Annotated in this window: 20 protein-coding genes; 10 read left to right on the top strand and 10 right to left on the bottom strand. The window is 68.9% G+C overall.

Features of this window, described 5'->3' with window-relative positions; translation table 11 throughout:
- Positions 1-43: 43 nt before the first annotated feature.
- Complete coding sequence (locus tag ACFQI8_RS04425; RefSeq protein ID WP_390243743.1) at positions 44-1,000, top strand: transcription initiation factor IIB; 957 nt, start codon at positions 44-46, stop codon at positions 998-1,000.
- A 90-nt stretch (positions 1,001-1,090) separates the two neighbouring features.
- Positions 1,091-1,573, top strand: coding sequence for an NUDIX hydrolase (locus ACFQI8_RS04430; protein WP_390243047.1), 483 nt, complete (start codon positions 1,091-1,093; stop codon positions 1,571-1,573).
- Positions 1,574-1,612: 39 nt separating this feature from the next.
- Here the strand turns inward: ACFQI8_RS04430 and ACFQI8_RS04435 are convergent, their stop codons facing one another.
- Genes ACFQI8_RS04435 through ACFQI8_RS04445 form a run of 3 tightly spaced genes read right to left on the bottom strand, consistent with a single transcriptional unit; the run spans position 1,613 to position 3,548 of the window.
- A complete protein-coding gene (locus ACFQI8_RS04435; protein WP_390243048.1) occupies positions 1,613-2,704 on the bottom strand; it encodes an asparagine synthase C-terminal domain-containing protein in 1,092 nt (363 codons plus the stop codon).
- Positions 2,704-3,387: a PHP domain-containing protein gene (locus ACFQI8_RS04440; protein WP_390243049.1), complete on the bottom strand. Its 684-nt coding sequence runs from the start codon at positions 3,385-3,387 to the stop codon at positions 2,704-2,706. Before ACFQI8_RS04440 ends, ACFQI8_RS04435 begins: the two co-directional genes overlap by 1 nt.
- 8 nt (positions 3,388-3,395) lie before the next feature.
- Entirely contained in the window at positions 3,396-3,548 is a 153-nt protein-coding gene (locus tag ACFQI8_RS04445) for a hypothetical protein (protein ID WP_390243050.1), read from the bottom strand.
- A 62-nt stretch (positions 3,549-3,610) separates the two neighbouring features.
- On the opposite strand from ACFQI8_RS04445, the gene purL reads away from it, so the two are divergent.
- On the top strand, positions 3,611-5,719 hold the full coding sequence (purL, locus tag ACFQI8_RS04450) for a phosphoribosylformylglycinamidine synthase subunit PurL (RefSeq protein ID WP_390243051.1): 2,109 nt from the start codon (positions 3,611-3,613) through the stop codon (positions 5,717-5,719).
- A gap of 48 nt (positions 5,720-5,767) precedes the next feature.
- Here purL and ACFQI8_RS04455 read toward each other — a convergent pair whose 3' ends face one another.
- The 3 genes from ACFQI8_RS04455 to ACFQI8_RS04465 all read right to left on the bottom strand — a co-directional run bounded on the left by ACFQI8_RS04455 (position 5,768) and on the right by ACFQI8_RS04465 (position 7,287).
- Positions 5,768-6,739 carry a quinone oxidoreductase family protein gene (locus ACFQI8_RS04455; protein WP_390243052.1) on the bottom strand — a complete coding sequence of 324 codons (972 nt, stop codon included), beginning with the start codon at positions 6,737-6,739 and terminating at the stop codon, positions 5,768-5,770.
- Positions 6,740-6,833: 94 nt separating this feature from the next.
- Complete coding sequence (locus tag ACFQI8_RS04460) at positions 6,834-7,001, bottom strand: DUF7550 family protein (RefSeq protein ID WP_390243053.1); 168 nt, start codon at positions 6,999-7,001, stop codon at positions 6,834-6,836.
- Positions 7,002-7,125: 124 nt separating this feature from the next.
- Complete coding sequence (locus ACFQI8_RS04465) at positions 7,126-7,287, bottom strand: hypothetical protein (protein WP_390243054.1); 162 nt, start codon at positions 7,285-7,287, stop codon at positions 7,126-7,128.
- A gap of 184 nt (positions 7,288-7,471) precedes the next feature.
- Between ACFQI8_RS04465 and hisF the strand changes: the two genes are divergently transcribed.
- Both hisF and ACFQI8_RS04475 read left to right on the top strand, forming a co-directional pair.
- Entirely contained in the window at positions 7,472-8,284 is an 813-nt protein-coding gene (hisF, locus tag ACFQI8_RS04470) for an imidazole glycerol phosphate synthase subunit HisF (RefSeq protein ID WP_390243055.1), read from the top strand.
- 142 nt (positions 8,285-8,426) lie between these two features.
- Positions 8,427-8,987, top strand: a complete 561-nt coding sequence (locus ACFQI8_RS04475) for a DUF1684 domain-containing protein (RefSeq protein ID WP_390243056.1) — start codon at positions 8,427-8,429, stop codon at positions 8,985-8,987.
- A 52-nt stretch (positions 8,988-9,039) separates the two neighbouring features.
- Here ACFQI8_RS04475 and ACFQI8_RS04480 read toward each other — a convergent pair whose 3' ends face one another.
- Positions 9,040-9,330: a DNA-directed RNA polymerase subunit L gene (locus tag ACFQI8_RS04480; RefSeq protein WP_390243057.1), complete on the bottom strand. Its 291-nt coding sequence runs from the start codon at positions 9,328-9,330 to the stop codon at positions 9,040-9,042.
- Positions 9,331-9,356: 26 nt separating this feature from the next.
- Complete coding sequence (locus tag ACFQI8_RS04485; protein WP_390243058.1) at positions 9,357-10,355, bottom strand: MBL fold metallo-hydrolase; 999 nt, start codon at positions 10,353-10,355, stop codon at positions 9,357-9,359.
- A gap of 163 nt (positions 10,356-10,518) precedes the next feature.
- Here ACFQI8_RS04485 and ACFQI8_RS04490 point away from each other — a divergent pair, with 163 nt between their 5' ends.
- Both ACFQI8_RS04490 and ACFQI8_RS04495 read left to right on the top strand, forming a co-directional pair.
- A complete protein-coding gene (locus ACFQI8_RS04490; RefSeq protein WP_390243059.1) occupies positions 10,519-11,634 on the top strand; it encodes a J domain-containing protein in 1,116 nt (371 codons plus the stop codon).
- 61 nt (positions 11,635-11,695) lie between these two features.
- On the top strand, positions 11,696-12,370 hold the full coding sequence (locus tag ACFQI8_RS04495) for an MBL fold metallo-hydrolase (RefSeq protein WP_390243060.1): 675 nt from the start codon (positions 11,696-11,698) through the stop codon (positions 12,368-12,370).
- A 418-nt stretch (positions 12,371-12,788) separates the two neighbouring features.
- Here the strand turns inward: ACFQI8_RS04495 and ACFQI8_RS04500 are convergent, their stop codons facing one another.
- Positions 12,789-13,415, bottom strand: coding sequence for a uracil-DNA glycosylase family protein (locus ACFQI8_RS04500; protein ID WP_390243061.1), 627 nt, complete (start codon positions 13,413-13,415; stop codon positions 12,789-12,791).
- A gap of 121 nt (positions 13,416-13,536) precedes the next feature.
- The gene (locus ACFQI8_RS04505) at positions 13,537-14,010 is read right to left on the bottom strand and encodes a DUF5793 family protein (protein WP_390243062.1); all 474 of its coding nucleotides are present in this window, start codon (positions 14,008-14,010) and stop codon (positions 13,537-13,539) included.
- A gap of 209 nt (positions 14,011-14,219) precedes the next feature.
- Here ACFQI8_RS04505 and ACFQI8_RS04510 point away from each other — a divergent pair, with 209 nt between their 5' ends.
- From ACFQI8_RS04510 to ACFQI8_RS04520, 3 genes are all read left to right on the top strand, one after another.
- On the top strand, positions 14,220-14,585 hold the full coding sequence (locus ACFQI8_RS04510; RefSeq protein WP_390243063.1) for a cupin domain-containing protein: 366 nt from the start codon (positions 14,220-14,222) through the stop codon (positions 14,583-14,585).
- 97 nt (positions 14,586-14,682) lie between these two features.
- Entirely contained in the window at positions 14,683-15,180 is a 498-nt protein-coding gene (locus ACFQI8_RS04515) for a DUF7549 family protein (protein ID WP_390243064.1), read from the top strand.
- Between the two features lie 101 nt (positions 15,181-15,281).
- Complete coding sequence (locus ACFQI8_RS04520) at positions 15,282-16,976, top strand: type II/IV secretion system ATPase subunit (protein ID WP_390243065.1); 1,695 nt, start codon at positions 15,282-15,284, stop codon at positions 16,974-16,976.

The raw sequence follows: 16,976 nt of genomic DNA on the forward strand, positions 1-16,976 counted from the left end.
AATGACAGAAAGTGTCCGACGTTTCACGACCGGCAACGCGCGCGTGCGCAAAGAGAATACGAACGATACCGAGCAGACCGACACCGAGCGGGAGCAGACGCTCTCGTGTCCCGAATGCGGCTCCGAGAGCCTCGTCTCCGACACCGAGCACGGCGAGACGGTCTGCGACGACTGCGGCCTCGTCGTAGAGGAGAACGAAATCGACCACGGCCCGGAGTGGCGCGCGTTCAACTCCTCGGAGAAAGACCAGAAGTCCCGCGTCGGCGCGCCCACGACGAACATGATGCACGACAAGGGGCTGTCGACCAACATCGGCTGGCAGAACAAAGACGCCTACGGACGCTCGCTGTCGTCCCGCCAGCGCGAGAAGATGCAACGGCTTCGCACGTGGAACGAGCGGTTCCGCACCCGCGACTCCAAGGAGCGCAACCTCAAGCAGGCACTCGGCGAAGTCGACCGCATGGCCTCCGCGCTCGGCCTCCCGGACAACGTCCGCGAGACCGCGTCGGTCATCTATCGTCGCGCGCTCGACGACGACCTGCTCCCGGGTCGTTCCATCGAGGGCGTCGCCACGTCGGCGCTGTACGCCGCCGCCCGCATGGCCGGCACCCCTCGCTCGCTCGACGAGATTACGAGCGTCTCGCGCGTCGAGAAGGACGAAATCGCCCGCACCTACCGCTACGTCGTCCGCGAGCTGAAGCTCGAAATCAAGCCCGCAGACCCCGAGCAGTACGTCCCGCGGTTCGCCAGCGACCTCGGTCTCTCCGACGAGTCCGAGCGGCGCGCCCGACAGCTCTTGAAGAACGCCAAAGAACAGGGTGTCCACTCCGGTAAGTCGCCGGTCGGCCTCGCCGCCGCCGCCGTCTACGCGGCCTCGCTTCTCACCAACGAGAAGGTGACCCAAAACGAGGTCTCCGAGGTCGCCAACATCTCCGAGGTCACCATCCGCAACCGCTACCACGAACTGCTCGAAGCCGAAGAGCAGGTTCAACTGCCCTAACTCGGCCGGTCTGTTCGTCCGTTTCGTCCCGCTTCGTTCCGTCTCGCCTCGTTCCGCAACAGCCATGCCGCTCGCTCCGGAGCCACAGCCATGGAGACGACGCGACATTTCACTTCGACCGTGTACATCGTCAACGACGGCGCGGTGGCCCTCCACCGACACGAGCGCCTCGGTATCCGCATCCCGCCGGGCGGTCACGTCGACCGCGACGAACTTCCCCACGAGGCCGGTCTCCGCGAGGTCCGCGAGGAGACGGGTCTCGACCCGGAACTCGTCGACGACACCGAATCCGTCCCCGCGCCCGCCGGCCAGACGCTCCCGCAACCCCGCCAGCAGATGCTCTACGACATCAACGTCCACGGCGACGGCTCGGTCGGTCACCAGCACATCGACCACGTCTTCTACGCCCGCGTGGACTCCCGCGACATCGACCCCGCGCCGGGCGAGGCCGACCCCGAGGTCTGGGCGTGGTACGACGAGTCCGACCTCCGCGAGAGCGACCTCGACCCCGACACCGTGCAGTTCGCGCTGGAGGCTATCGAGGTCGTGTGCGGGGACGAAACGGAGCGCTGAGTCGAGTCGGACTGACGCCGGAAACCGAACGGAACCGGCCTACTCCACGAGCGATTCGACGTACTGCTCGACGTGGTTCTCCATCCGTCGTTTGAACCCCGCCCGCCGCGCGAGCCGGTCGAGTTCGCGCGAGGCGTAGGTCCCGTACTGGACCGCCTTCTTGTCCGCCTCGGCGACCGACTCGGGGAGCACGCCGCTCGCGGCCTCCCTGAGCGCGACCTTCCGCCGGTCCCCGTCGACGAGTAACGCGCCGGGAAGCGGGAGCGCCGCCGCAACCACGCGGTCGTGGAGGAGCGGCGCGACGGGTTCGACCCCGGCGGCGCGGAGGACGAGCAGGTCGCGTTCGAGCTGGTCGGGGAGCGTGAGAATCAGCTCGCGGGCGGCCCCGCGGACCGTCTCGGCCTCGACGCGGGGGTCGTCGGGCGCTTTCTGAACTTTCGCGTAGCCGCCGAACAGTTCGTCAGCACCCTGGCCGACCGCGAGGCGGTCGTAGCCGTCTTCGGCGACTCGCTCGGCGAGCAGGTACAGGGGGAGGACGATCTGCACGTCCATCGGGTTCGTCCGGCCGAGCGCGGCGACGATTTCCGGGACGGCGCGTTCGAGCGCCTCGTGGGTGAGTTCGACCACCGAGAGGTCGCGGTTCATCGCGGCGGCGGCCTCGCGGGCGGCGGCGACGTCGTGAGAGCCCTCGAAGCCGGCGACGTAACACGGGGCGTCGGGGACGCCCGACGCGACGACCGCGGAGTCGACGCCGCCGGAGAAGGCCACGGCGAGGCCGTCGTCGTCGACCGACTGGACCGAATCGAAGACGGCTTCGCGGACGCGTTCGAGCGCGGCGTCGCGGTCGGTCGCGGCCGGCGGGTCGGGAAGCGACCAGACGCGTTCGTCGTCGCCGGCGGCCGCGTCGGCCGTCTCGCGGGCGTGGCCCGCGGGGACGGCGACCGGGTCGTCGAGGTCGCGGTGGTCGAACGACCACGTCGCGGGGTCGGCGCGCTCGGAGAAAATCGGCTGGCGACCGAGCACGTCGCGGACGAGTCGGCCGTCGAGTTCGCCCGCGAAGCCCGCGGTTCCGGGAAGCGGGTCGCGCTCGGCGAGGGCCTGCCGGACGAGGTGGGGGGACGCGCCGCGCATCAGAACAGGTCCGTCAGGGCGTGTTTCAGGCGTCGGGTCGCGCCGCCCGCGGCCTGTCGGAACGAGATGCGCCACGGGGTCTTGTTGCCGACGACGCTGGTTCTCCCCTCGGCGACGGCCGAGAGGATGGCGTCGGCGCTCCGGGTGTCGGTGCCGACCTCGGTGACGGCCTGTCCGACCATCTCCGCGATGTGGGCGTCGCTCCCGGCGGTCATCGGGAGGTTCCGGCGCTTGGCGAACCGCTCGGCGCGCTGGTTTGCGATGCCGGTGAGGAGCCGCGAGTTGTAGATTTCGATGGCGTCGGCGCTGGCGAGTTGCGGGCTGGAGATGTGCGGCGCGACGCCGTGACGCGACTTCTGAAACGGGTGCGGGATGACGGCGATGCCGCCGGCGTCGCGGATGCGGTCGAGCGTCTCATCGTACGACAGCCCCGCGGGAATCAGCTCCTCGACGCCCAAGGCGAGGACGTGGCCCGCGGCGCAGGTGACCTCCATCCCCGGGATGCCGACCAGCCCGTAGTCGGCCGCGAGCTCCGCGGCTTCGAGGCTGGCGTCTATCTCGTCGTGGTCGGTCACGGCGAGGGCGTCCAAGCCGACCGCGACCGCCTGTTCGAGGAGGTACTCGATTGGGTCTCGCCCGTCGTAAGACAGAGACGAGTGCGAGTGCAACTCGACCGATAACACACCGTCATCTAACGATGGAGGCTAAAAAAGCGCCCCGGTCCCGGTGTGATTGGCGTGTGGACCTCACGCACGGTGTCGGCGGCTGGCGAATCGGAGCGCCCCGTCGCCGCCGTACACGCCCGCGTGAGTCGGATGCGGACGGCGACGGCGACTTCGACCATGTTTTGAGCACGTTTGTGCATATAGAAAGGGTTTACAATGTGCGTTCTGACCATACCAGTGAATGACGCTTTCCGACGCGGACCGCGACCTCGTCGTCGCCGAGCTCGGTCGAGACCCGACGCCGGCCGAGGAGATACTCTTCGAGAACCTCTGGAGCGAACACTGCGCCTACCGGTCGTCTCGCCCGCTTCTGTCGGCGTTCGACTCGGAGGGCGACCAAGTCGTCATCGGCCCCGGTGACGACGCGGCGGTCGTCGCTCTGGACGACGACACCTACATCACGCTCGGTATCGAGAGCCACAACCACCCCTCCTACGTCGACCCCTACGACGGCGCGGCCACGGGCGTCGGCGGCATCGTCCGCGACACCCTCTCGATGGGCGCGTACCCCATCGCGCTCGCCGACTGCCTCTACTTCGGCGACTTCGACCGCGAGCACTCGCGGTACCTCCTCGACGGCGTCGTCGAGGGCATCGCCGACTACGGCAACGCCATCGGCGTCCCCACCGTGACCGGGTCGGCCTCCTTCCACGAGAACTACGAGGGCAACCCCCTCGTCAACGTCGCCTGCGTCGGCCTCCTGTCGGCCGACCGCCTCGTCACGGCCGAGGCGCAGGCGGCGGGCAACAAGCTCGTCCTCGTCGGCAGTTCGACCGGCCGCGACGGTCTCGGCGGCGCGTCCTTCGCCAGCGAGGACCTCGCGGAGGACGCCGAGACCGAAGACCGCCCGGCGGTGCAGGTCGGCGACCCCTACACGGAGAAACTGCTCATCGAGTGCAACGAGGCGCTCATCGACGAGGCTCTCGTCGAGTCCGCCCGCGACCTCGGGGCCGCCGGCCTCGGCGGCGCGTCCTCGGAACTCGTCGCCAAGGGCGGCTTCGGCGCGGACATCGACCTCGAAAAGGTCCACCAGCGCGAGCCGAACATGAACGCCTTCGAGATTCTCCTCTCGGAGTCCCAAGAGCGCATGTGCTACGAGGTGACCCCCGAGAACGTCGAGCGCGTGCGGGAACTCGCCGCGCGCTTCGACCTCGGGAGCGCCGTCATCGGCGAGGTCGCCGAGGGCAACTACGTCTGTACCTTCGACGGCGAACCCGTCGTCGACGTGCCCCCGGAGTTCCTCGCCGAGGGCGCGCCGATGAACGACCTCGACTCGGTCGAACCCGAGTCGGCGGCGCGCGACCTGCCCGCGTTCGACCTCGAAGACGCGTTCGAGGCGGTCGTCGCCGACCCCAACACGGCGTCGAAGCGCTGGGTCTACCGCCAGTACGACCACGAGGTCGGCCTGCGGACCGTCCGCCGGCCCGGCGACGACGCGGCGCTCCTCGACGTGCCCGAGGCCGACACGAAACTCGCGTTCACCGGCGGCGCGGACCCCAACTGGACGACCGCCGCGCCCTACGACGGCGCGCGCGCGGTCGCCTTCGAGAACGCGACCAACCTCGCCGCGAAGGGAGCGTCGCCCCTCGCGACCGTCGACTGCCTCAACGGCGGCAACCCCGAGAAGCCCGACGTGTACGGCGGCTTCAAGGGCATCGTCGATGGCCTCGCCGACATGTGCCGAGCGCTTTCGGTCCCGGTCGTCGGCGGCAACGTCTCGCTGTACAACGACTCCGTCTCCGGCCCGATTCCGCCGACGCCGACGCTGGCGATGGTCGGCAAGGCCGACGGCCCCTCGCCCGGCCTCTCGCTTTCGGGCGAGGGCGACCTGTTCCTCGTCGGCTTCGACGGCGGCGCGCTCGGCGGCTCGGCGGTCCTCGAACACCTCGGCGGCTCCGACGCGTTCCCCGCGCTCCCGGAGGACGCCGACGCCGCGACCGCGGTCGAGACGATTCGGGCCGTCGCGGCCGACGACGCCACGGTCGCCGTCCACGACGTGAGTCACGGCGGCCTCGCGGTCGCGCTGGCCGAGATGGTCACCGACGACGTCGGCGCGGACGTGTCCGTCTCCGACGCCGTCTCGCTGTTCGAGGAGACGCCCGGTCGCGTCGTCGTCGAGACGACAGACGAGGCCGCACTGCGCGACCTCGCGGGCGACGTGCCCGTCGTCGAACTCGGGACGACGACCGACGACGCGACGCTCTCGCTCGCGGTCGACGGCGACGAGGTCGCCTACGGTGCGGGCGACATCGCCGACCTGCGCGACGTGCTCGCCCGCGAACTCGACTGAACCGAAATCTGAACTGCAAAAACGCGGTCCCGCGTCGCACCGCCCCCGCTACGGTTCGAGGACGACTTTCCCGCTACTCTTTCTGGCTTCGATGTACTCGTGGGCCGCCGCGGCGTCTTCGAGGTCGAACGTCTCGCCGACGACCACGTCGAGTTCGCCCGCGGCGAGCAGTTCGGACAGCTCCGGCACCGCGCCGAGAATCGACTCGGGGCGCTGTTGCATCGCGCTCCCGAGGTGGAAGCCGATGACGGATTTGTTCTCGAACAGCAGGCGCGTCGGGTCCGCCGCGGCCGCGTCGCCGGAGGCCGCGCCGTAGGTGACGAGTCGGCCGAAGTCGGCGAGGGCGTCCAGACTGCGCTCGAACGTCTCGCCGCCGACGCCGTCGAGGACGAGGTCGACGCCCGCGCCGTCGGTCTCGTCGGCGACGACCTCGCGGAAGTCCGCCTCGGTGTACTGGATGCCGTGGTCGAGTCCGAGGTCGGCCGCGAGGTCGAGTTTCTCCTCGGTGCTGGCCGTGCCGAACGTCTCGACGCCGGCGTGGGAGGCCAGTTGGACCGCCGCGGTGCCGACGCCGCCGGCGGCCGCCTGAATCAGCACGCGCTCGTCGTCGGCGAGGTCGCCCCACCCGTGGAGGCAGTTGTAGGCGGTGAGGAACTGGACGGGGAAGCCGGCGGCCTCGGCGAACGACATCGACTCGGGCACGTCGAACAGCGTCGGGGCCGGCGTGGTGACGTACTCGGCGTACGCCCCGCCGCCGGTCATGGCGACGACGCGCTCGCCGACCTCGCGGTCGACGCCCTCGCCCACCGCGTCGATGGTGCCGGCGGCCTCCATTCCCGGCGTGTACGGCGGTTCCGGACCGTCTCGGTAGGTCCCGCGCCGCTGCATGATGTCGGCGAAGTTGATGCCGGCGGCCTCGACGGCGATGCGGACCTCGCCCGGCCCCGGCTCCGGCGTCTCGGTCTCCCGCAGTTCGAGGGTGTCGGAACTCCCGTACTCGGTGACGGCGATAGATTTCACACCGGCCGTAGCCGCGGCGGCCTCAAAAGGGGAGAGAACGCGGAAGTTCGCGCGGGTTGCCGGTTCCGAGCGGTCTCGAATGGTCTGGGCGCGCTTACGCGAGCGCCAGCGGGATGCCGAACGTGACGACGAGGCCGACGACGAAGACGAGGAGTCCGGTCGTGACCTGACTCATCGAGAAGTCCTGCATCGGGGAGGTGACGCGCCCTTCTTGTTCGCCTTCGTGGTGGTCGTCGTGTCCGTGGTCGTGGTCGTTGCTCATACGCGGGGCGACGGGTTCGCGGTACAAAAACGCACCTAACCGTCGTCCGCGAGCCCCACGACTGCATCGCCGGCGCGGACGACGAATCGGCGGTCAGCCGCCGGGGAACGTCGCGCCGGACGGGTCAGGACCGGGCCAGATACAGCACGACGAGGAACGCGAGCGCGACCGCGAGCGGCAAGAACGGAATCGCGGCGTCGAGCGGGACCAAAAGCGCCACTATCGCGGCCATCACCACGAACTCGACGACCACGTGCAGGCTGAGGAGTTCGGCTGAATCGGGCATCGTTCGAACTGGGACCTGCGTCGGGATTCTCGCCGACGAGTCATCAAACCCTCCCCCTCTGCGCGAGGGGCCGAATCGGTGGGACTCTCGTCGCCGGGCGACTCGGCGAGGTGGTCGGACTTCGGCCACCACCTGCCGTAGTCGAAACGGTGAAACGGCTCTTTCGCCAACGATTCGGTAGCGAATGCTCACGAAGCGCATCATCCCCTGTATCGACGTCGACCTCGACGAGGACGGAAACCCCGCCGTCTACACCGGCGTCAACTTCGAGGACCTGAAGTACACGGGCGACCCGGTCGAGATGGCCAAACTGTACAACGAGGCGGGCGCGGACGAGTTCGTCTTCCTCGACATCACCGCCTCCGCCGAGGGGCGCGAGACGATGCTCGACACCGTCTCGAAGGTCGCAGACGAGGTGTTCATCCCGCTGACGGTCGGTGGCGGCATCCGCACCCGCGACGACATCAAAGAGACGCTCCGCGCCGGCGCGGACAAGGTCTCTATCAACACCGCGGCGCTCCAGAACCCCGACCTCATCGAGGAGGGCGCGCGCTCTTTCGGGAGCCAATGTATCGTCATCTCGGTGGACGCCCGCCGGCGCTACGACGAGGCGGGCGAGCACTACGCCGCGGTCGACGGCGAGTCCTGCTGGTTCGAGTGCACCGTCAAGGGCGGCCGCGAGGGAACCGGCGTCGACGTGGTCGAGTGGGCCCGCGAGGCCGAATCCCGCGGCGCGGGCGAGCTGTTCATCAACTCCATCGACGCCGACGGGACGAAAGACGGCTACGACATCCCGCTGACGAAGGCCGTCTGCGACAGCGTCTCGACGCCCGTCATCGCGTCGTCCGGCTGTGGCGGCCCCGAGGACATGTACGAGGTATTCACCGAGGCCGGCGCGGACGCCGGTCTCGCCGCCTCTATCTTCCACTTCGACGAGTACACGATTCGGGACGTCAAGGAGTACCTCGACGACCGCGACGTGCCGGTTCGACTGTAAGCCCAGCGCCTTCACAGCCGTTCTTCTCCGCCGCTCTGTCTCCCGCTTTTCGCGCCCCGTCGCCGAGCCGTCCGCCGGTCGTGCGTCCCCCGCGCAGTCGAAACCAATCTTAACCCGCCGGCACGCCGTATCTCCACCCGAGATGACAGACGACGCGTGGCTCGACGCCCTCCGCACGCACCGCGAACAGAAGGACCGCTATCTCGCCGCAGACCGCAACTCGCCGATTCCGCCGGACCAGCGGGAGTTCTTCGACGGTCTCGACTACTTCGACCCGGCCGCGGACCTCCGATTCGAACTCGAACTCCGCGCGTACGACGACCCGGAGCGCATCACCATCGGCACCTCGACCGACGGGGAGCGCGAGTACCTCGCGTGGGGTCACTTCGAGTTCGAGGTCGACGGCGAGTCGTGCGCGCTCGACGCCTACCGCGCCGACCCCGACGAGGACCGCCTGTGGGTGCCGTTCCGCGACGAGACGAACACCGAGGAGACGTACGGAGCGGGTCGCTACCTCGACCTCGAAGCCGCGGACCGGACCGACGACGGGCGGTGGGTGGTCGATTTCAACTACGCGTACAACCCGTTTTGCGCCTACTCGCCGCGCTACGAGTGCCCGCTCGTCCCGATGGAAAACTGGCTCGAAGTCCGCGTTGAGGCCGGCGAGAAGGACTACGAGGGACCGGCTGGCGCGGGCGAGTAACGGAGAAACGCGCCGCTCGCGGGCGCGCGGAAACGAGAAGAGAACCCGCAGATTACGCGTCGATACCGGCGCGGTAGGCGTCGGTGAAGTCGTCGGCGGTGCGCTGGACGCCGCGGGCGGCCTCCCCGAGCGCGTCGAGGGGGTCGACCCCGGGCTCCGTCTTGATAGAGAGGACGGGGTCCGTCTGTCCGCCGGACTGCTCGGGGTTCACGTCGTAGGTCGCCGCCGTGACGGTGTCGGTCTGGAGGAGTTCGCCCTTCAGGACGTTCATGAAGGTGTGGTCCTCGCCGCCGATTTCGATGCGGAGTTCCTCGTCGGTCTTGTCGATGACCCGCAGTTCCATGGCTCTCCGTTCCCTCCAGCGGCGTTTTAACGTTTCGTCTCGGGAACCGCGACCAGTTCGTCGAAATCGGGGTTCGCATCGAGGAGTTCGTATCGTCCCTCGTCGTCCGGGGCCGCGACGACGCCCTCGGCGACGAGGTGGTCGAGGTGGGCGAACGCCTCGCCGGGGCCGTGGAGGATGTGGATGCCCGAGAGGTCGCCGAACAGGTGCGCGCTCACGGTCCACGCGTCCGTGGGGCCGTGTTCGCCGAGGACGGAGACGACGCGCTCGGTGCGCTCGCGGTGGTGTTCGGCGATGACGCGCGCCCGCCCGGCGGGGTCGGAAATGGGGTCGCGGTGGCCGGGCCACGCTCGCTCGAAGTCGAGGGCCGCGAGGCGCGCGAGGCTGTCGAGATAGGTTTCGAGCGGGCGGTCGACCCGGAGGTCAGCGCCGCCGACGTTCGGAGTGTACTTCGGGAGGATGACGTCGCCGACGAACGCCTCGCGACCCGCCCCGCGCTCGCCGTCGAACGCGAGGGCGCTCAGTCCGGCGGCGTGGCCGGGGAGGTGGACGACTTCGAGTTCGCCGTCGCCGGCGGCGATGCGGTCGCCGTCCTCGACGGGCGTCACGTCGACGCGACCGCCGCGGAGTTCCTCGTGACCGTCGAGGTATTCGGTCACTTCGGCGCGCGGTTCGCCGGGGATGCGCCACTCGTCGAAGCGGCGCTCGCGAATCGAGCGCTCGGCCGCAATCGCGTCGGGGTCGCCCGCGACGATGCCCGCGTCGGCGGCGTGGACGTAGACCGGCGCGCCGCTTTCGGCCTGTAGTTCGGCCGCGAGTCCGGCGTGGTCGGCGTGCCAGTGGGTGAGGACGACGGCTTCGAGGTCGGCGATCTCGTGGCCGGCCGCCGCGAGTCCCTCGCGGAGGTCCCGCCGCACCGAGTCGGTTGCCACGCCGGCGTCGACGAGCGTCGGCCGGTCGCCGGGGAGGAAATAGGCGTTGTTCCGTCCCTCGAAGACGGTGTTCCCGAGCCGTATTCGTTCCATGCGACCACCTGGCCGTCGAGGTGCATGATTATTCCGACTCCACGGGCGGCGACGTCCCGCGAGGCGTCCGAGCGTCGCCCGGCAATCGGCGAGTCGGCGGCCCGAACGCCGTCCCGACGCCCGACACATTCAAAAGCCGGCCGCGCATCGAATCGCACGTCGAATGCCGGTGGACTTCTACAAACTCCTCGGGGTCGAACGCGACGCCGAGACGGCGGAGATAAAACAGGCCTTTCGTCAGCGGGCGCGGGAGTACCATCCCGACGTCAACGACGACGAGCGAGCGACCGCGCAGTTCACCGTCGTCCGGAAGGCCTACGAAGTCCTCACAGACGACGCCGAGCGCGCCGACTACGACCGGATGGGTCACGGCGCGTACGTCGAGAAACGCCTCGACGGCCTGACGAAGTTCAAGTACCCCGGAAAAGCCAGCGAGAACGCCGGGCGCGGCGAGTCTGACACCGGCGGTCGGTCGGCTTCGGGACGGTCGTCGGCCGAGCGGTCAGCTTCGGGACGGTCGTCGACCGGGCGGTCGGCCTCGTCGTCGTCCTCGTCTTCCCGGTCGTCCTCCCAGCGCGCGTCGTCCTCTCGGCGGTCGTCGTCCGCGTCGAGTTCGTCTCGGTCGAGTCGGTCGCGCGCCTCCGGGTCGTCGCGAACCGCGAGCGCATCGCAGTCGTCGGCCGCGGGCGGGTCGTCGCGCGGCCGCACCCGAACCTCGGAGTCCGGTCGCTCTGGTCGGACCGGGACGACCGGCCGGTTCGAACGCGGACGCGACGGTTCCGAGTCGTCGGCCGCGACCGCGTCCCCGTCGGGCGCGACGAACCCGCTTTGGTACGGCTGGAGCGTCTCGGTCGTCGCGCTGGTCGCGTATCTCGGCGGCTTCGCGTGGCACCTCGCGGGCGACGGCGCGGGGTTCGCGGCCGCGCTCGCGTCGCTCGACACCGCCGCGCCCGCCGCGGGACTCCTCGCGTCGTCGCCGCTGTCCCTGCCGTCTCTCGCGGCTCTGCAGGCCGCGGCGACGCCGGCGGTGCTCTCCCTCCCGGTCGCGGCGACGCTCCTCGCCGTCTCGCTCGCGGGAGTCATCTCCCGGTTCGGCCACGCGTGGACCACGTGGGTCTACGCGCTCGCGGCGGCCGTCCCGCTGGCGCTCGTGGCGGCCGGCGCGGTCGGCGTCGGGCGACCCGTCGCGGTCGACCTCCTCGGCTTCGTCGTCTGCCCGCTCCTCGGGGCCGGCGGCTTCGTCGTCGACGCCGGCTGGTACCTCTTCGCCTCGCGGTAGTCGCCGCGGCGCGGGACCGCCCTCGCCCACGATTTTTGTCGCTCGCGCCCGACGGACTGATATGACCATTCCGACCGCCTCGGTCCGGCGGTTCCGACTCCGCGGCGTGAACGCGTACCTCGTCTCCGACGGGTCGGAGACAGTGCTCGTCGACGCCGGGACGCCGTGGGACCGCGACCGACTGCTTCGGGGCCTCGCCCGCGTCAACCTCGACCCCGGCGCTATCGACCGGGTGCTCGTGACGCACTTCGACCTCGACCACGTCGGGACGCTCGCCTCGCTCAGCCTCCGCGACGACGTTCCGATTCATCTCGCCGAGCCCGACGCCTCGCATCTGACCGGCGCGTCGAAGCCGTCGCTCAGCTCGCTGAAAAGCGCCGCACAGCGCGCGCTCGCGTCGTTCGTCGAGCGACCGACGAACCCCGTGGAGGTCGTCCGCGACAGCGACGAACTCGGCGGTTTCGTCGCGTACCGGACGCCGGGACACACCCCCGGTCACACCGCGTTCGTCCACGAGGGCCACGGCGTCGCGTTCGTCGGCGACATGGTCCGCGAGTCGAACGGGCGTCTCGGGCTACTGCCGGGGTTCATCGCGACCGACGCCGCGGAGAACAGGCGGAGCGTCCGCGAGTTCGCGGCGCGGTGCCCGCCGGTCGACGTCGTCGCGGTGGGCCACGGCGAGCCGGTCACGGAGCACGGATACGGCGCGCTCAAGCGACTCGCGGATAAGCTCTAATCGGAGGCGGAGAGACGACGCGCTCGGAGCGTGGGTACGCGGTCACGTGACGGCGAGACACCGAGCTGTCGCTCGCGTCTGAGTTAAGAGCGGGGACCGCGGCCGAGCGCAGGTCCCCGGACTGACCAAGCCACTGTGAGGAGCACCAGTCTCACAGCTGCCTGACGCGCCCGGCGGAAGTGAATCGAACCACGCGCGTCAACACCACGTTGGACACTAGTTGTAAAAAGTCCTTTGTTATCGCCAATTAGAACCACGGCCTCCAGAACGACTGGATAAATATGCTCTTATGTGAGTCATTTAGCCCTACCAACTGTACATATGGTAACCTTCATGTTTGTTACTGGACGAACGAACGGCAGAATCGTGAAGAATCTATCGAATCCGCGGACGAGGGTCGAATACGGCCGAAAACAGGCTATCTGACCAGATACGGGTCGGCACCGGGCATGAAACGGCCGAGATCGGATTCGCGGCGGAAGTCGGTCGACTGCAGTTCTAGCAGGCCGGCGACGAGTTCGTCGTGGTCGCCGTCGTCCCACTCGGCGGGGTCCTTGATGGGTAACACGAGGAAGCCGCTCCCGCGGAGTTCCTCGCCGTGGAGCGTCTCCATGTCGACGTCGGTCTTCCAGCCGACGGACGTGTAGTTGTTCAGGACGTGCTTCGTCGCCACCGCGCCGACCGGCAGGAGGACGTGGGCGGCGATAGCGCGGAGCTCCGCGTCGAAAAACCGCTCCATGTCGGTGTAGTCGGCCGCCGACGGCGTCCCGTCCGGGACGCACATGTGGAGATACGAGAGGAACGTGCTGTTCACCGTCGGTTCGTCGCCCGTCTCGGCCAGCAACTCGCCGTCTTCGAGCGCCGGGAACAGCCGCTCGCCCGCCTCCCCCGAAAAGGGGATGCCGGTCTCGACGCCCCCGTGGACGCCGGGGTGGTCGCCGATGACGTGGAAGTCGGCGTTGGCGTCGCCGTAGCCGGGGACGTACCGGTCACACGACGGTCGCATGTCGAACGGGTTTCTCGTGCGGTCGGTTACGTTTCTCACGGTACTCTCTGTGGGAGCGGTCGGTAAAGAAGACGTGGTTCGGCCCGATATCGTACACGAACGAGCGTGAGGAACGTATCGAGAGAGAGCGTCGTCCGCGCCGTCGACTCGGCGAGCCCCCTCAGAGTTCGACGCCCGAAGGGATGAGGCTCTGGCTCCGCAGGAGCGTCCCGTCGCCGTCGTAGACGAGGAACGTCGATTTCTCGAAGGTCTCGAAGTGGTCCCCCTCGATGGCCACGTCGACGCGGTAGCGCCCCTCGTCGTCGCCCGCGACGCGCCCGTACTCGCGGGCCGCGCGGATGAAGTCCAGTACGTCCTCAGCCCGAGCGTTGAGTTCGAGGACGTAGTCGCCGGTCAGTCGGTCCGTCACGCTCACGACGCCGCGGGCGTCGTCGTCGTCGACGGAGTCTTGCAACCGAAAGGAGACGTCCAGTTCCTCCGCGGCGAGCACGTCGCCGCTGGTCGAGAGGAACCGAGACCGAAGCTCCTCGGCCGGGCCGTAGAAGTCGATAGATACTGTCGGTTGGCGGGGGTCGCCGTCGTCCTCGTACCAATCGACGTCGCGGACATCGAGTTCGAAGTAATCACGCCGCATTCCGTACCCTCTGTTGGACTGCGCGGCCTATTAACGTGACGCCACCCGAACCGTGGTTCCGGGGTCGAAACCGACCGAATGCGCCGATTCGACGCGGAAACGCCGCTGTCGTCGGGTCCGGCCGCCGCGCTCGGGACGCGTCGAGCGAACGCCGGCCGCCCCCGCGTCGGTCACAACGGTTATCCGCCGTCGCCGCGAGCGAACCGCGTATGGAACCCGTCAACCTCGACGAGAGCTTCGCGTCGTTCGACGAGACGTGGGCCCCGAGAATCGCCGCGGAGCTGAACGATTACGCGGTGAAGGTCGCGAAGCTCGACGGCGAGTTCGTCTGGCACGCTCACGACGAGACCGACGAGCTGTTTCTCGTCCGCGAGGGGCGGCTCCGAATCGAGTTCCGCGACCGCGACGACGCGGACCTCGGGCCGGGCGACCTGCTCGTGGTCCCCCGCGGCGTCGAACACCGCCCCGTGGCGCTCGAACCGACTGAGGTGCTCCTCGTCGAGCCGACCGAGACTCGAAACACCGGCGACGCCGCGGAGAGCGACCTGACCCACGACCCCGAACGACTCTCCTGAGGGGTCGACCGGTCCGGGGGTCGCCTGCGGCCGCGCCGCCTCGCCGACGTGCCCGCGCCGTCGGTAGTTTTTACCTATCAGACCGTGCGATTGTCCTATGGTCTGGGTCCGCTCCGAACACGCGGGTGCGCTGGCCGTCGTCTCGACGTGGCTCTGCGCGCTCCTCCCGTGGAACGTCACGTACACGCCGAGCGTCTCGGGCGTGAGCCTGCTTTTCGTCCGGTTCCCCTTCGCCGAGATTCAGTTCGCGTGGGGGCTCTCCAGCGGAGTCGCAATCAGAAGCCCGCTTTCCGCGCTGTCGCTCCAGTCGGGGCAGACCGTCGCCGTCGCCTACCAGACGTGGCTCGTCGGCGCGGCCGTCCTCGCGCTCGCGGTGCTGTTCTCGCTCGTCTACTACCTGCGCGACGAGCGGGTCGAGGCCGGCCCGGTCGACCCCGTTCGGGTCCTCGGGGGCCTCCTCGGCGTCGTCGGCGTCGTCTTCGCCGCGGCGACGTACCTCCTCGTGACGCGCGGACTCCCGGGCATTCCGCTCCCACTCGGTATCGTCATCTCGCTCGTCCTCGCCGGCGTCCTCTTGACCGTCGACCGGACCTGAGCCGAGGCCGCGAGTCGGTCGTTCTCCCCGAGTGACAGTCTCCCGCGCGGACCTTTTAAGTACTGACCCGCCATACGTCTCGAGCAACTGACCGGGTGACGATGCCACGAGATACGACCACTGAGACGAAGGCGATACGCGACTCGCCGGCCGACAGAGGAGTGTTGAGACTCCTCGCCGGCGGGGAGTTCGACGCCGCGACCGCCGAGGCTCGGCGGCTCCTGCGCCGGACCGCGGAGATGTTGCGGGGGTCTGACCTCGACGTGCACCCTCTTTCGCCCGACGACACGCCGCTCGGAACCTACGAGCTTCCCGAGCGCCACGAGGAGGTCGACCGCTACTGGGTCAACGCCCCCTTCGCCTACGTCGTCGTCACCTACGACACGGACGCGACCGCCCACCAGTACCACACCGTCGAGCCCGACCTCGACGCGTTCGAAGCGGCGCTACTCGAACGCGTCCGCACCGACATCCGCGACCCGCTTTTGTACCGCCCCGAGACGGACCCGCGGACCGAGGCGGCGCTCGTCGAGGAGCTCCAGTCGATTCTCGAACAGTACGGGCTGGAACTCGACATGAACACCTTCTACACGCTGTTGTACTACCTCCGGCGCGACTTCCACGGCTACGGCCCGCTGGACCCGCTGATGAAGGACCCGCACATCGAGGACATCTCGTGTGACGGCTACGACCTGCCGCTTTTCGTCTACCACGACGGCTACACCGACATCGCCACCAACGTCTCGTTCGAGGCCGAGGAACTCGACAACTACGTCATCCGACTCGCCCAGCGCTCGGGCCAGCACATCAGCGTCGGCGACCCCGTCCTCGGGACGACGCTCCCGAACGGCGCGCGCGCCGAGTTGGCCCTCGGCGAGGAGGTCACGCCGCGGGGGTCGGCGTTCACCATCCGCCTCTACGCCGAAGAGCCGTTCACGCCCATCGACCTCGTGCGCTACGGCACGTTCTCCATCGAGCAGATGGCCTACCTGTGGCTCTGTATCGAACACAACAAGAGTCTCATCTTCGCGGGCGGGACGGCCTCGGGCAAGACCACTTCGATGAACGCGGTGTCGATGTTCGTCCCGCCGCGGTCGAAGGTGCTGTCCATCGAGGACACCCGCGAACTCGCGCTCTACCACGACAACTGGCTGTCGTCTGTCACCCGCGAGCGACTCCACGAGGGGACCGACATCTCGATGTACGACCTGCTTCGCTCCGCGCTCCGGCACCGCCCCGAGTACATCATCGTCGGCGAGGTGCGCGGTGACGAGGCCGTGACGCTGTTTCAGGCGATGAACACCGGCCACACGACGTTCTCGACGATGCACGCCGACAGCGTCGAGACGGTCATCAACCGCCTCGAAAACGAGCCCATCAACGTCCCGCGTGCGATGGTGCAGTCGCTCGACCTGCTTTGCGTCCAGACGCTCACCCGCCACGGCGGCGAGCGCGTCCGCCGCTCGCAGACCATCGGCGAAATCGGCGACATCGACCAGCGGACCGGCGAACTCGACTACTCGTCGGCGTTCGCGTGGGAGCCCGAGACCGACACGTTCAGCCAGAACGACAGCTCGCTTCTCACCGAGATTCAGCGCGAGAACGGCTGGTCGCGGACCGAGCTCCGGCGCGAACTCCGGCGACGCGAGACGTTCCTCCGGTACCTCCTCGACAAGGGCGTCTCCGACTACCGGCGCTTTACCGCGCTCATCAACGAGTACTACGCGGACGCCGACGACGTGATGCGGCGCGTCGAGGCCGACGAGGACATCGTCGACGCCGGCCCGGAGGCCTGA

Source organism: Haloferax chudinovii, assembly GCF_042663345.1.
Lineage (GTDB): Archaea > Halobacteriota > Halobacteria > Halobacteriales > Haloferacaceae > Haloferax > Haloferax chudinovii.